Below are 12,610 nucleotides of genomic sequence, written 5' to 3'. Positions count from 1 at the left end.
AATACAAAAAAGAAACGCTGCAGGTAATACTTGCAGCGTTTCTTTTTTAACTATTGCCTGTCCGTAGGCGCTTCTACTTTAGCAGCGATCTTCACATCCTGCTCCTCCATAAAGCGCATAATGGCCAGGTTAATATCTTCCCGCAGCGTGTTATAACGGGCGCCGTCGAGAATATAGGTGAGATAAATCACTTGTATTACGTAAGAGTCTTTGGTAAAGTCGTTCAGGTTCACCACGTAGTCTGGCTCCACGTTTTTATGTTGCTCCAGGTACTGCTGAATGTTGCGGATCACCTTTTCCAGTTTATCAGCCGGCGTATCGGCAGCGGCTTCGATACGTAATACGGCACGCTGCTGCGTACGGAGCGACAGATTATCGAGCACACTGTCTACCATCTTTTTATTCGGCACCGTCACGTATGTTTTTTCCAGCGTACGAAGCCTGGTACTACGCAAGCCTATCTTTTCCACCGTACCCTGGTAGCTGTCCACCTTCACAAAATCGCCTACGCGGAACGGGCGGTCAGAGAAGATGATGAAAGAGCCGATGAGGTTTTCGATGCTTTCTTTAGCGGCGAGTGCGAGGGCCGCCGCACCAATACCAAGGCCTGCGATCAGCTTTTCTACCACTGTTTGTCCGAACAACACCCGTATGACGATCAGCGCACCGATGATGACCACGATGGCTTTGAAAAAGTCTTTGAAGAAGCTGACGAACTGGTTGTCTGTTTTATCCTCTGTTAAATCCGCTTTAGCCTGCAATACCAGCGCAACAAAGTCGATGAGGCGCAGGAATATCCAGATAAAACAAAGGCTTACTGTAAGCTCGAGCAGCGTAGTAAGAACATTGTGGATAGTGAGCGTGGTCATATGCTCCACCACCTTGCCATCGACCGTTATCGTACTGAGTTTGCGATAAATCGGGAAGTTGAGTTGTGGTGGAAAGTGCAGGCGATTGATCGTGAGCATGAAGGCCACGAATACCAGCAAATATTCCAGCGGCCTTACCAGCAGGTTTACAAAGTCGCTGCGCTGCAGGGAGGGCGTCCACCCTTTAATAAAACTGAATGAGATAGACGCTACCCACGTAGAAAGTATGCGCCGGATAATGAGTACCAGCAACACCACACCAATAACGATCAGGTAGTCGAGGATAGGGTTTCCTAAAAATTGGCTGTTTAAAAAGTCGTTCATATTATTTGTTATGCAACCGCAAATGTATTTAAATAGATACTTTTTTACTGTCTTTATCGATGACTGTTACGCCTGGTTTTTTACCTTTCTCGAAACTGCCGAACGTATTTTCTATTCCCAATGCGCGGGCGCCGTTAAGCGTAGCCCATTGCATGATCTCTTCGAGCGGAACATCCGCATGGTGCTCGTGCAGCGTTTTCGCTTCTTCCCAAACTGATAACTGGTGATTGGAGGCGAGGCTGTCGGTACCGATCGTCATCACCCCGCCTTGTTCGCGGAACAGCGCGATATAGGGAAGCGTGTCTTCGATATAAATATTGGCGTTCGGACACAGGCACCAAAAAATGTTTTTGGCGGAACCGGCGGCGAAACGAATATCCTCTTCGGAAGTGAACGTATTGTGGACGAGCAGCATATTACCCGGCGACTGGAAATACGGCAGGTAAGATGGCAGACTGGTTTGCCCCGTCGCCCTGAACCCACTGATATCCATCCCGAAATTTTTATAAAAGCCAAGAAAAGCGCCGGCGCGGGATTCGTACAGCATATTTTCTGCGAAACACTCCTGGTTGTGGATGGTAATAGGGTCTTCCTCCCGGAGATCCGACAGCAGTCGGAACAGGGTGGCCGAGACCGAATATGGGGCATGTGGCGACAAAGTGGTGGTATGTACACCAGCCGCATCCAGCTGGCGGAAGGCCTGGTACACCTCCTGCATTTGCGCGAACCTGGCGGGGGCGCTTGCGTCGACGAAGCCCATACATTCTACAAAGGAGTGATAATACAGGTTGCTTTTTTGCTTCTGCGGGATAGTGTTTACCGTATTACAAATATCCCCTACCGCTACGATGCCCGCCTCCAACATAGCCGTTTCTGCCGCGGCAATCGCTTCGGCAATCTGCTCCGGGCTATCCGGTTGCCTCTGTGTCATCACCGTGGTAAGAAAGTCCGGCAAACCCGTTTTTTCCGGAATGCGGCCTTTCATGTGCGATAATTCGAGGTGACAATGGGTATTGATCAGGCCCGGACTTAGCCAGCCGTCCAGCCGGCGCACCTCCTCCCCTGCCTCGGAGCGGTCAATAATGGCCTCCACGGCCCCATCAGGTCGCATCACCAAAACTTTATCCTCCCCCAGAAACCTGCGCCCGTCGAAGATATCGCGGGCAGTTAACTTAATCCATTCCGGCATGCTGTACTATTTACGTGAATTGGTGTTAATTTTGCAACCCTGCAAGCTCGCTCCGTTTAAAATGAGGAAGCGGCGCCTGCAGATTCGTAACAGGTATCAAAGATAACCATGATAGATAAACAGGAAGCCATAAGAGGCCGTTTTGAACAGGTATCGCTGGCGCTTACCAACCCCGAGGTGGTGAGCGACAACAAGCAGTTTTCCAAATACAGCAAGGAATACCGCCAGCTGGAAAAGATCGTAAAGGCCTACAAAGCCTACACCGACCTGCTGGATGCTATTGCCTTTAACAAGGAAGTGCTGGAAAGCGGCGATGAGGAAATGCGGGAACTGGCGAAAGCCGAGACCGAGTCCCTGGCAGAACAAAAGGACGAGGCCGAGGCTAACATCCGCAACCTCCTCATTCCCAAAGATCCCCAGGATGAGCGTAATGCCATCCTTGAAATACGTGGCGGTACCGGTGGCGACGAAGCCGCCCTTTTCGCCGGCGACCTGCTGCGCATGTACCTCCGTTTCTGTGAAAACAGGGGTTATAAAGTAGCTGTGATGAGCGAAACCGCGGGTTCCGCAGGCGGCTACAAGGAAGTAGTACTGGAAGTGAACGGCGACGATGTGTACGGCACCCTCAAGTTTGAGTCCGGCGTACACCGCGTACAACGCGTACCCGCCACCGAGGCTTCCGGACGTGTACACACCTCCGCTGCCACCGTGGCTGTATTACCCGAGGCCGATGAGGTAGACGTGGAAATCCGCGACGCCGATATTAAAATGGACACCTTCCGTTCCTCCGGCGCGGGTGGTCAGCACGTAAACAAAACGGAATCGGCCGTACGTCTTACCCACATTCCTACGGGCACCGTGGTAGAGTGCCAGGAAGGCCGCAGCCAGCACAGTAACCGCGACATTGCGATGAAAATGCTGCGTACCCGCATCTGGGAGGTAGCCGTGCGTAAACATGAAGATGCGATCGCCGCGCAACGTAAATCACTGGTAAGCACCGGCGACCGTTCCGCCAAAATCCGCACTTATAACTATCCACAGGGTAGGGTAACCGACCACCGTATCGGCATGACCGTCTACAACCTGGACGCCTTCATGAACGGCGACATCCAGGACATGATCCAGGCGTTGCAGTTCGCGGAGAACGCCGAAAAAATGAAGCAGGGACACTAAGCCAGGCAACATATTCAGGTTGATGTGTGTACCGTCATGGGCACGCATCAACCTTTTTCATGCCGGTCAAAACATTACCGCCGGGTGCGTTGTTTTATTTTCCCAGGCAACTGTATCATCTTCCCCCTTAAATACTAAAACTATGTTAGATCAGCTATTGCAATTAGTGAAAAGCTCCGCCAACGAGGCCGTGGTAAACAACCCCGCCGTTCCCAATGAGCAAAATGAAGCCGTGATCAGCGAGGCATCCAACGCCGTAGCTACCGGTTTGCAGAACGAACTGGCGAATGGTAACACACAGGGCGTATTGAGCCTGTTAAGCGGCAAAGCGGAAGCAAATGAGAGCAACCCCGTGGTAAACAACATTTCCGGTAACCTGGTAGGCAGCCTGGTACAAAAGTTCGGACTAAACAGCGGCACCGCTTCACAGATCGCGGGCGCTTTGATCCCGATGGTATTGGGTAAACTCGTAAAAAAGACCAACGACCCCGGCGACAGCAGCTTTAACCTGCCCGACATCCTGAACTCCCTCACCGGTGGCAGCGCATCAGGCCTTAACCTGGGCGGCGTATTGGCCAAACTTGGTTTGGACAAAGATGGCGACGGCGATGTCGATTTCCAGGACCTTACCAGCATGCTGAGCAAAGGGGCTAAACAGCAACAGCAGCAAAAGGGCGAAAGTGGTGGCCTCGGTGGATTGCTGGGTGGATTGTTCAACTAAATAAAATGTAATTATTACAAATTGATATTTTTTACATTTTGTTTATCAATATATTGTAACTAAAAAACGAAACTGGCAAAGATTTTGTTTTGTACCTTGCACCTCTAAAAGTAAACGCAGCAATTAAAAAAACATTCAAGATGAAACGAATGAAACTTATGGTGGTAGCGGCCTTGTCTGGAACAATCGTGTTCAGCAGCTGTAACACCTGGAATGGAATGAACAACACTGGTAAAGGTGCAGTAATTGGTACATCCGGCGGTGCAGCTACCGGTGCGGTAATTGGCCGTGCGGCAGGTAACACAGCCCTCGGCGCTATCATTGGTGCAGCTGTAGGTGGTACTGCAGGTGTACTGATCGGTAAAAAAATGGACAAACAGGCCGAAGAAATAAAGAACGAAGTGCCGAATGCACAGGTAGAACGTGTAGGTGAAGGTATTAACGTAACCTTCGACTCCGGTGTACTTTTCGGTTTCGATAAATCAGATCTTACCGCCCAGGCGAAATCTAACATTCACGAACTGGCAGAGATCCTGAATAAATACCCGGATACGCACGTACGTGTAGAAGGTCATACCGATGATAAAGGTACCGACTCCTACAACTACAGCCTGTCTGAAAGGCGTGCAAACGCTGTGGCTACTTACCTGAAAGCTCAGGGTGTGGCTGCTAACAGGGTGCAAACATTCTGGTTTGGCGAAACACAGCCTAAAGTAGCGAACGATTCTGAAGCTAATCGCGCACAGAACCGTCGTGTAGAGTTTTCCATCTTTGCGAACGAGAAAATGAAATCAGACGCTAAGAACGAAGCTGGCAAACAGTAAAATATTAATTCTTCATAAGCATTTGATAAGCCCCCTGATTATTCGGGGGCTTTTCCATGCAGGTAGTTATGTCTGATGCCGTATCCGGGATGTGCTGCAGCAAGGTAGCCAGTATTTTTTTAACGGTTTGCAGCAACATCGACAGCTGCTCCGCAATCTCATTCCCGTTCATTTTCTGGCCGCTCACACGGACCACGCGGCGGCGCATGTTTTGCAGCGGGGATCGTATGGCGACCTCTTTTAATCGGGCTACGCAGTAGCATCTATGCCCTGTAAGATCACTTCGCAGGCATGTTTGATTTCTGCTTCGGAGATGATTAACGGCGGCACAATGCGCAGGCATTCCGGGGCAAACAGGAACCAGTCGGTGATGACACCATTGGCAATGCAATAGTCAATTACTTTTTTGTTGACGGCGAAGCTGTCGAACTCGACTGCCAGCATAAGGCCCAGGCAGCGCACCGCTTTAATTGACGGATGTTTCAATAGCGAAACGAACAACGCTCCCTTCGCAGCTACATCTTTAATCATTTGCTCCGCGAGCAAGGCTTTCATACCAGCCATACCGGCGGCGCAGTTTACCGGGTGCCCGCCAAACGTGGTGATATGGCCTAACACAGGATTATTCGTCAGGCACCACATAATATCTTTGGAAGCAATAAACGCACCCAGCGGCATACCTGCACCCAATGCTTTGCCGAGCAGCAACACATCCGGCACTACACCGAACTGTTCAAACGCCCATAATGTTCCGTTGCGCCCAAGACCACATTGGATCTCATCCAGCACCAGTAAAGTTCCCGTTTCCGTGCACTTTTTACGTAAGGCTTGTATCCACTCTTTTGCTGGTGGATGCACACCGGCTTCCGCCTGTACTGTTTCTGCAATCACACAGGCCGTGCGGGTGGTGATCTGTGCTATCGATTCGAATGAATTGTATGAAAGATGTTGTACATCCGGCAACAGCGGGCGATAGGCATTACGCCAGTATTCATCGCCGATCAGGCTTAAGGAGCCCTGCGTGGAGCCGTGGTAGCTGTTTTTGAAAGCGATGATCTCCGTACGGCCAGTGTGCCGTTTAGCCAGCTTCATCGCACCTTCAGTAGCCTCGCTACCGGAGTTAGTGAAATAAACGCAATCGAGGTTTTCAGGCAAGTGGTCAGACAGCAGTTTGGCGTACGCCACCTGCGGACTTTGCACAAACTCGCCGTATACCAGCAGGTGCATGTAAGACGCCGCCTGTTCCTGTATAGCCTTTACCACCGCAGGGTGGCAATGGCCTACATTACAAACGCTGATGCCCGCAATAAGGTCCAGGTACTGTTTACCCTGCGCATCTTCCATATACATGCCCGATGCCTTCACCATTTCAATCGCCAGCGGCGCATCCGATGTTTGCGCCACATGTTGTAAAAAAAGCTGCCTGTTGTTCATTGATTACATTAATTGGATGCGAAGTTAGTTCCTATCTTTGATCCACCTAAAAAAGAAAATATGCCCGTTATTTTACCTGTTAAAGGCGTACTTCCAGAGCTGGGAGAAAACTGTTTTGTAGCCCCCAATGCCACGATCGTAGGCGATGTGGTGAGCGGCGACGATTGTAGCTTCTGGTTCAATTGCGTGGTACGCGGCGATGTGAACAGCATTCGTTTGGGCAATAAAGTCAATGTACAGGACGGCGCGGTGATCCACTGCACTTATGAAAAAACGAAAGCAATCATCGGCAACAATGTATCTATCGGGCATAACGCCATCGTGCATGGCTGTACGGTAGAAGATAATGTGCTCATCGGCATGGGCGCTATTGTAATGGACAATGCCCACATCGGCAGCAATACGATCATAGCGGCTGGCGCGGTAGTATTGGAGAATACGAAGGTAGAAGCAGGTTGCATTTATGCAGGTGTACCCGCAAAAAAGGTGAAGGAGATCAGCCAGGAGTTAATAAGCGGCGAAATCAACCGCATCGCGAATAACTACCTGATGTACAGCGGTTGGTTCAAGGAAACGCCGGGAGAATAGACCCACGCACAATACGTTAATAAAAAACGTTATATTGCAGGATAAATCCTTACCTATGAAAAAGTGGTTGCTTGTAATTTGGGTAGCCTCCATGGCGGCAGGCTGCGCTTCGCAAAAGACGGGCTGCCCCGGCAGTAATTTTTATTCGGGCGGTAACGCTAAACAGAATAAACGCGCGGCCAAACATATGAATAAGCTGTTTTAGCGCGTTATTCATAAAAGACTTGACTATGAAAATCCGGATACGGCATATTGTGGTGATGTTGGCTATCATGGTAGCGGCCGCAGCGTGTCGTTCTACCAAAACCGGCTGTCCTACTCCCAAACGTAATATGGGTGCCGAAAAAGTGCTGGACGATATGAGCAAGCCACCGAAGAAAGGGTTGTTCAAACGAAAGAACAGGTATTAATACTGCTTTTCTTCTATCGTTTCCAGGATGGACGCATAACTGACGAAGCGGTCTACATCTATGTCTCCGTCGTTAACCGCCTGCTGCACCGCACAGCCCGGCTCATTCAGATGTAAACAGTTATTGAACTGGCATTGCGTCAGGTAGGGTTGCATCTCTAAAAAGTAATGGGAAAGCTCTGTTTTTTCCATATCCACAATGCCGAACTCACGCACGCCCGGCGTATCGATCAGGCGACCACCGAAAGGCAGATCGAACATCTCGGCAAAAGTGGTAGTGTGTAGCCCCTTTCCACTCCAGTTGCTCACGGCCTTCGTCTTCAACTCCTTGCCGGGCATAATTTCATTGATAAGGGAGGATTTACCCACGCCGGAGTGGCCAGACATCAAGGTCGTTTTATCCTGCATCAATGCTTTTAATTCATCAATACCGTCTTTCTTCTCGGCAGATACGAGCATCACTTTATAACCGATGCTTTCGTACACGGCCTTCCAATGCTCGAACTTCTCCATTTCTTTTGCACGGTACACATCTTTCTTATTAAAGACCAATACGGCCGGAATGTGATAAGCTGCGGCGGTTACGAGAAAGCGGTCGATAAAGCCCTGCGAGGTGCGCGGCTCCTTTACCGTACAAACCAATACGGCCTGGTCGAGGTTGGCGGCAATAATGTGCTTCTTATGTTTTCCGTGGGGGGAACTTCTTACGATGTAGTTGCGGCGCGCGGCGATACCGGTGATCATGGCGTTACCGGCTTCTCCATCTTCCCTGGCAAGCGTTACCTCATCACCCACAGCGATGGGATTGGTGGAAGTAATATCTTCATCAATTTTGAAAACGCCCTTCATGCGGGCCTGTAAGGTTTCGCCCTCTGCGGTTTTAGCCACGTACCAGCTACCGGTCGATTTGTATATGAGTGCCTGCATTTGCCGTAAAGTTAAGCGGATTTTCGTTACGGCAGCCTGCGGAAGATGGTGTAACGGAGTACAGTCTCCAGCAGTATACACGCCAGCGCCAGTATTGCCAGCGGAAAGAAGTGTTCGGCGAAACGTTTATACGATGTGATTTCTACCTTCGTACGTTCGAGTTTATCGATCTCCTGGTAAATGTTTTCGAGCGAGCGGTTATCAGTAGCGCGGAAGTACTGGCCACCGGTTTCCTTAGCAATCTGTTTCATCAGCGGCTCATCGATCTGCACGTCCTGCATTTGCATGACGAGGCTGCCATCGGGCATAGTGGCGGGCGACGGCGCTTTGCCGTAAGTACCTACGCCGATAGTGTACACCCGCACTTTGAATGCCTTGGCAATCTCCAGCGCCGTTAATGGGTCCACTGCGCCGATATTGTTTACACCATCTGTCAAAAGGATGATGATCTTACTCTTTGCTTTGCTGCTGCGCAGGCGATCGACCGCAGTGGCCAAACCCATACCGATAGCAGTACCATCGGCCAGCATACCGCTACGTATCTGCGAGAGCTGTGTTTTAAGCACCGCGTGGTCGGTTGTGATCGGGCATTGGGTAAAACTTTCTCCTGAAAAAATAACCAGCCCGATACGATCGCTGATACGACTGTCGATAAAGTTCTGTGCTACCTTTTTCGCCGCTTCCATACGGTTGGGCTTCAGGTCTTCGGCAAGCATACTGCCTGATATATCGATACTCATGACGATATCGATACCTTCGCTATTGATGTTTTCGGATGTATTAGATGTTTGCGGACGGGCAAGGGCGGTTACCAATGCAGCGAAAGCGATCATACGCAACACGAACAGCAACGGCCGTAAGCGTACTTTCCAGGATACGGGCAATCCTTTCAAACCCTGCAGCGACGATACATTCATAGCGGCCTGATGCGTTCTGCGGCGCGACAAAAACCACCAGATCATGACCGGGATCAGTAACAGCAACCAGAAAAATTCAGGCTGCGCGAATTGTATAGTTTTCCAGGTATCCAGGTTCATCTTGTCTATACTTTACTTATGCTTTCGGATTAATTTTACCTTCTTCCTTTACCTCTTCCTTTTTCGGTTTGCTCCATTCAACAAACTCGATGGCGCTTTGTACGCACTGCTCATGCTCCTGTGGCGCCGGCTGCAGTTTCGCGAACTTCGCAAGATCGGCCAGGGTAAGAATAGCGCTTAGTTTATCGCGCTGCTGGTTCAGGATGGTAATGGGTTTAATGTTCTGCAACAGCTCCGCGCTCGTTTGTTCCAACGCAGCAATACGGAACTGCTTTTCGATGTACACCCTTAATATATCCGTAAGTTGTGTGTAGAATAATTTAATGTCGCCGTTGTTCCAGGCCTGCTCAGTCTTCATCTGCTGCAGTTGGCGGATGGCGGCTTCGTAAGGCGTTTCTGTGGGCGGAGGTGCCACAAACTTCGGCACCCGTTTTTGCCTGCTGAACCATATCAGCAAACCGATTACCACCAGTAACAATACGCCGGCGGCGATGTACAGGATATAATCCGTCCACAACCATTTTACGGTACGAAGTGGCTTTATCGGTTTAAAAGCTTTAGTCGTATCTACCGCTACGGTATTTACATCAATATCGATAGGCTTCGAAAACACCGAATCGTAGGAGCCATCTGTCGCCGAAAACACTTCGAACTTCATCGGCGGCACTTGCCAACGGCCGCTATCGAAGCTGGTTAGCGTAACGGTTTGACGAAATATTTTTTCCAGGTTATTACTGCCCGTAGTATCGATCTCCGAACGCTCCACCAACTCAAAGTGAGCGAACGAATCAGGCACATGCGGAAAAACAATCTTGAAGTGTACACCCGGGCTGGCAGCTAGTTGCACGCGTGCGGACAAATGCAGTTTAAACTGTTCGCCGATGCGGATTTGCGTGGTGTCGGGCACGGCCTTTACTTCCAGGTAATCCTGGGCGGAGGCTGCCAGCGGTGAGGCCAGCATCCACATCATCCAAATAAAAAATACTTGTTTAATCGCTCTGATCTGTTTTTGCATTTGCTTTGTGCTATGCCCTGTTCAGGAAAAACGTTTGCAGCGCCTTCACATAATCTTCGTTGGTACGAATCGTGACAAGCTCTGCCCCGCTTTTAACAAAAGATGTTTTACAATATTGAGAATGTTGCACGAACTGGTTGGTATAATAATCACGCACCCGTTTATCGCCGGAATCTACCCACTGCGTAAGCCCTGTTTCCCCGTCCTTCATCTGCACCAGTCCTACGTTTGGCAACTCTTTATCACGCGGATCAAATACCTGTATCCCGATCATATCATGCCGTTTGGCGGCGATGTTCAACGCATCCTGGTAATTAGCCGCCAGGAAGTCGCTCATCAGGAACGCGATCGTACGCTTCTTCGCAACGTTATTAAAAAACCGCAACGTTTCGGCAATGTTAGTGCCTTTACGTTTCGGTTCGAACGACAACAGTTCGCGGATGATAAAGAGAATATGCGATTTACCTTTTTTAGGCGGGATGTATTTTTCCATTCCATCACTAAAAAAGATCACCCCTACCTTATCATTATTTTTAATGGCAGAAAAGGCGAGTACTGCGCACAACTCTGTTACCAGGCTGCGTTTTGTCTGCTTCACCGTGCCGAACGCGCCGCTTTCGCTCACGTCGACCATCAGCATCACCGTAAGTTCGCGCTCTTCCTCAAACACCTTAATGAACGGGTGATTAAAGCGTGCGGTCACGTTCCAGTCGATCGCCCTTACGTCGTCGCCAACAGTATAGTCGCGCACCTCGCTGAACGACATACCGCGGCCTTTGAAGGCACTATGGTACTCGCCGGCGAAGATGTGGTTCGTCAGGCCCTTCGTCTTAATTTCTATCTGTCGTACCTTCTTTAAAATTTCTGAGGTGTCCATGGCTGGTAGCTTTATGGGTTATTCAGACTATGGTACTTCTACCGCGTTCAGGATTTCGCTGAGGATGTTTTCGCTTGTTACGTTCTCTGCTTCTGCTTCGTACGTTAGGCCCACGCGGTGGCGCATTACATCGAAACATACGTTACGAACGTCTTCCGGAATTACATAACCGCGGCGTTTCATAAACGCATATGCTTTGGAAGCCAGCGCCAGGTTGATGCTCGCACGGGGCGAACCACCATAAGCGATAAGTGGCTTCAGCTTCTGTAGTTTATAGTCTTCCGGGTTACGGGTGGCGAACACCACATCCAGGATATAACGTTCAATCTTCTCGTCCATGTACACTTCACGCACCAATTTACGCGCATTGAGAATATCCTGCGGATCGATGATCGGCGATATCTTCTGCATGCCTTCCGGGTTCAGGTTCTGCCGGATGATCAGGCGTTCTTCCTCTTTCGTAGGATAGCCGATCACCACCTTCAGCATGAAACGGTCTACCTGCGCTTCCGGCAGCGTGTAAGTACCTTCCTGCTCAATCGGGTTTTGCGTAGCCAGTACCAGGAAAGGCTCATCCAGTTTGAAAGTAGTATCACCGATCGTGATCTGGCGTTCCTGCATCGCTTCGAGCAGGGCGCTCTGTACTTTTGCCGGGGCACGGTTAATCTCATCTGCCAGGATAAAGTTGGCAAAGATGGGACCGCGACGTACAACAAATTCGTTCTTCTGCTGGTTATAGATCATCGTACCTACTACGTCGGCCGGCAACAGGTCGGGGGTGAACTGGATACGGCTGAATTTAGCGTTAATGGCTTGTGACAGCGATTTGATCGACAACGTTTTAGCCAGACCGGGTACGCCTTCGAGCAATACGTGACCCTGGGCGAGCAGACCGATCAGCAGCCTTTCAACCATGTATTTTTGTCCAACGATCGCCTTGCCCAGTTCCATTTGCAGCAAATCAACAAACGAGCTGGCCTGGTGAATCTTTTCATTTAACTGGCGGATATCGTACGATGTATTTTCCATTATTTTTACATTTCGAGGTTGCTAAAATAAACATTCTCTTTTCAAAACCTCCTACCATGGCGGGATGTGGCCGTTAAAATGCTGTTAAATGATATATGAACGGCTTTCCCTGATGGCAGGATATGGTTTATAAAAAATTTCAATTTAATAAAGCGGATCGATATTGCACAATATTTTTCAAACCGGGACTTTCT

The 12,610-nt window shown here is 49.7% G+C and carries 15 protein-coding genes; 6 read left to right on the top strand and 9 right to left on the bottom strand.

The window, feature by feature from the left end; genetic code table 11:
- Positions 1-50: 50 nt before the first annotated feature.
- Together MKQ68_RS23680 and MKQ68_RS23675 are read right to left on the bottom strand one after the other, a co-directional pair.
- Positions 51-1,193, bottom strand: a complete 1,143-nt coding sequence (locus tag MKQ68_RS23680) for a mechanosensitive ion channel family protein (RefSeq protein WP_264281222.1) — start codon at positions 1,191-1,193, stop codon at positions 51-53.
- Between the two features lie 28 nt (positions 1,194-1,221).
- Positions 1,222-2,382, bottom strand: coding sequence for an amidohydrolase family protein (locus MKQ68_RS23675; protein ID WP_264281221.1), 1,161 nt, complete (start codon positions 2,380-2,382; stop codon positions 1,222-1,224).
- Between the two features lie 108 nt (positions 2,383-2,490).
- Between MKQ68_RS23675 and prfA the strand changes: the two genes are divergently transcribed.
- From prfA to MKQ68_RS23660, 3 genes are all read left to right on the top strand, one after another.
- Complete coding sequence (prfA, locus tag MKQ68_RS23670; RefSeq protein ID WP_264281220.1) at positions 2,491-3,555, top strand: peptide chain release factor 1; 1,065 nt, start codon at positions 2,491-2,493, stop codon at positions 3,553-3,555.
- A 142-nt stretch (positions 3,556-3,697) separates the two neighbouring features.
- The gene (locus MKQ68_RS23665) at positions 3,698-4,276 is read left to right on the top strand and encodes a DUF937 domain-containing protein (protein WP_264281219.1); all 579 of its coding nucleotides are present in this window, start codon (positions 3,698-3,700) and stop codon (positions 4,274-4,276) included.
- Between the two features lie 140 nt (positions 4,277-4,416).
- Complete coding sequence (locus MKQ68_RS23660) at positions 4,417-5,100, top strand: YiaD family glycine zipper/OmpA-like lipoprotein (RefSeq protein WP_264281218.1); 684 nt, start codon at positions 4,417-4,419, stop codon at positions 5,098-5,100.
- Positions 5,101-5,104: 4 nt separating this feature from the next.
- Here MKQ68_RS23660 and MKQ68_RS23655 read toward each other — a convergent pair whose 3' ends face one another.
- Both MKQ68_RS23655 and MKQ68_RS23650 read right to left on the bottom strand, forming a co-directional pair.
- A complete protein-coding gene (locus MKQ68_RS23655) occupies positions 5,105-5,308 on the bottom strand; it encodes a hypothetical protein (RefSeq protein ID WP_244836773.1) in 204 nt (67 codons plus the stop codon).
- Positions 5,309-5,349: 41 nt separating this feature from the next.
- Entirely contained in the window at positions 5,350-6,534 is a 1,185-nt protein-coding gene (locus MKQ68_RS23650; protein ID WP_264281217.1) for an aspartate aminotransferase family protein, read from the bottom strand.
- Positions 6,535-6,594: 60 nt separating this feature from the next.
- Between MKQ68_RS23650 and MKQ68_RS23645 the strand changes: the two genes are divergently transcribed.
- From MKQ68_RS23645 to MKQ68_RS23635, 3 genes are read left to right on the top strand one after another with little or no spacing between them, the layout of a single operon-like run.
- Positions 6,595-7,122, top strand: a complete 528-nt coding sequence (locus tag MKQ68_RS23645; RefSeq protein WP_264281216.1) for a gamma carbonic anhydrase family protein — start codon at positions 6,595-6,597, stop codon at positions 7,120-7,122.
- Between the two features lie 55 nt (positions 7,123-7,177).
- Positions 7,178-7,327, top strand: a complete 150-nt coding sequence (locus MKQ68_RS23640) for a hypothetical protein (RefSeq protein WP_264281215.1) — start codon at positions 7,178-7,180, stop codon at positions 7,325-7,327.
- Between the two features lie 25 nt (positions 7,328-7,352).
- Complete coding sequence (locus tag MKQ68_RS23635) at positions 7,353-7,532, top strand: hypothetical protein (RefSeq protein ID WP_244836768.1); 180 nt, start codon at positions 7,353-7,355, stop codon at positions 7,530-7,532.
- On the opposite strand, the gene rsgA is transcribed toward MKQ68_RS23635, so the two are convergent.
- Genes rsgA through MKQ68_RS23610 form a run of 5 tightly spaced genes read right to left on the bottom strand, consistent with a single transcriptional unit; the run spans position 7,529 to position 12,416 of the window.
- A complete protein-coding gene (rsgA, locus tag MKQ68_RS23630; protein ID WP_264281214.1) occupies positions 7,529-8,458 on the bottom strand; it encodes a ribosome small subunit-dependent GTPase A in 930 nt (309 codons plus the stop codon). The genes MKQ68_RS23635 and rsgA overlap by 4 nt on opposite strands.
- Positions 8,459-8,484: 26 nt before the next feature.
- Positions 8,485-9,495, bottom strand: coding sequence for a vWA domain-containing protein (locus tag MKQ68_RS23625; protein ID WP_264281213.1), 1,011 nt, complete (start codon positions 9,493-9,495; stop codon positions 8,485-8,487).
- Between the two features lie 16 nt (positions 9,496-9,511).
- Positions 9,512-10,510, bottom strand: a complete 999-nt coding sequence (locus MKQ68_RS23620; protein WP_264281212.1) for a hypothetical protein — start codon at positions 10,508-10,510, stop codon at positions 9,512-9,514.
- 10 nt (positions 10,511-10,520) lie between these two features.
- Positions 10,521-11,387, bottom strand: a complete 867-nt coding sequence (locus tag MKQ68_RS23615) for a DUF58 domain-containing protein (RefSeq protein WP_264281211.1) — start codon at positions 11,385-11,387, stop codon at positions 10,521-10,523.
- 27 nt (positions 11,388-11,414) lie between these two features.
- Entirely contained in the window at positions 11,415-12,416 is a 1,002-nt protein-coding gene (locus MKQ68_RS23610; RefSeq protein ID WP_264281210.1) for an AAA family ATPase, read from the bottom strand.
- Between the last annotated feature and the right edge of the window lie 194 nt (positions 12,417-12,610).

The organism is Chitinophaga horti (assembly GCF_022867795.2).
In the GTDB taxonomy this organism is placed as follows: Bacteria; Bacteroidota; Bacteroidia; order Chitinophagales; family Chitinophagaceae; genus Chitinophaga; species Chitinophaga horti.
The sequence above is the reverse complement of the archived record's forward strand: the minus strand, read 5'-3'. Positions and strand labels throughout refer to the sequence as shown.

Coding starts and splice junctions, on each gene's coding strand:
- MKQ68_RS23680 (WP_264281222.1), bottom strand. CDS start 1,193: ATGAACGACTTTTTAAACAGCCAATTTTTAGGAAACCCTATCCTCGAC.
- MKQ68_RS23675 (WP_264281221.1), bottom strand. CDS start 2,382: ATGCCGGAATGGATTAAGTTAACTGCCCGCGATATCTTCGACGGGCGC.
- prfA (WP_264281220.1), top strand. CDS start 2,491: ATGATAGATAAACAGGAAGCCATAAGAGGCCGTTTTGAACAGGTATCG.
- MKQ68_RS23665 (WP_264281219.1), top strand. CDS start 3,698: ATGTTAGATCAGCTATTGCAATTAGTGAAAAGCTCCGCCAACGAGGCC.
- MKQ68_RS23660 (WP_264281218.1), top strand. CDS start 4,417: ATGAAACGAATGAAACTTATGGTGGTAGCGGCCTTGTCTGGAACAATC.
- MKQ68_RS23655 (WP_244836773.1), bottom strand. CDS start 5,308: ATGCGCCGCCGCGTGGTCCGTGTGAGCGGCCAGAAAATGAACGGGAAT.
- MKQ68_RS23650 (WP_264281217.1), bottom strand. CDS start 6,534: ATGAACAACAGGCAGCTTTTTTTACAACATGTGGCGCAAACATCGGAT.
- MKQ68_RS23645 (WP_264281216.1), top strand. CDS start 6,595: ATGCCCGTTATTTTACCTGTTAAAGGCGTACTTCCAGAGCTGGGAGAA.
- MKQ68_RS23640 (WP_264281215.1), top strand. CDS start 7,178: ATGAAAAAGTGGTTGCTTGTAATTTGGGTAGCCTCCATGGCGGCAGGC.
- MKQ68_RS23635 (WP_244836768.1), top strand. CDS start 7,353: ATGAAAATCCGGATACGGCATATTGTGGTGATGTTGGCTATCATGGTA.
- rsgA (WP_264281214.1), bottom strand. CDS start 8,458: ATGCAGGCACTCATATACAAATCGACCGGTAGCTGGTACGTGGCTAAA.
- MKQ68_RS23625 (WP_264281213.1), bottom strand. CDS start 9,495: ATGAACCTGGATACCTGGAAAACTATACAATTCGCGCAGCCTGAATTT.
- MKQ68_RS23620 (WP_264281212.1), bottom strand. CDS start 10,510: ATGCAAAAACAGATCAGAGCGATTAAACAAGTATTTTTTATTTGGATG.
- MKQ68_RS23615 (WP_264281211.1), bottom strand. CDS start 11,387: ATGGACACCTCAGAAATTTTAAAGAAGGTACGACAGATAGAAATTAAG.
- MKQ68_RS23610 (WP_264281210.1), bottom strand. CDS start 12,416: ATGGAAAATACATCGTACGATATCCGCCAGTTAAATGAAAAGATTCAC.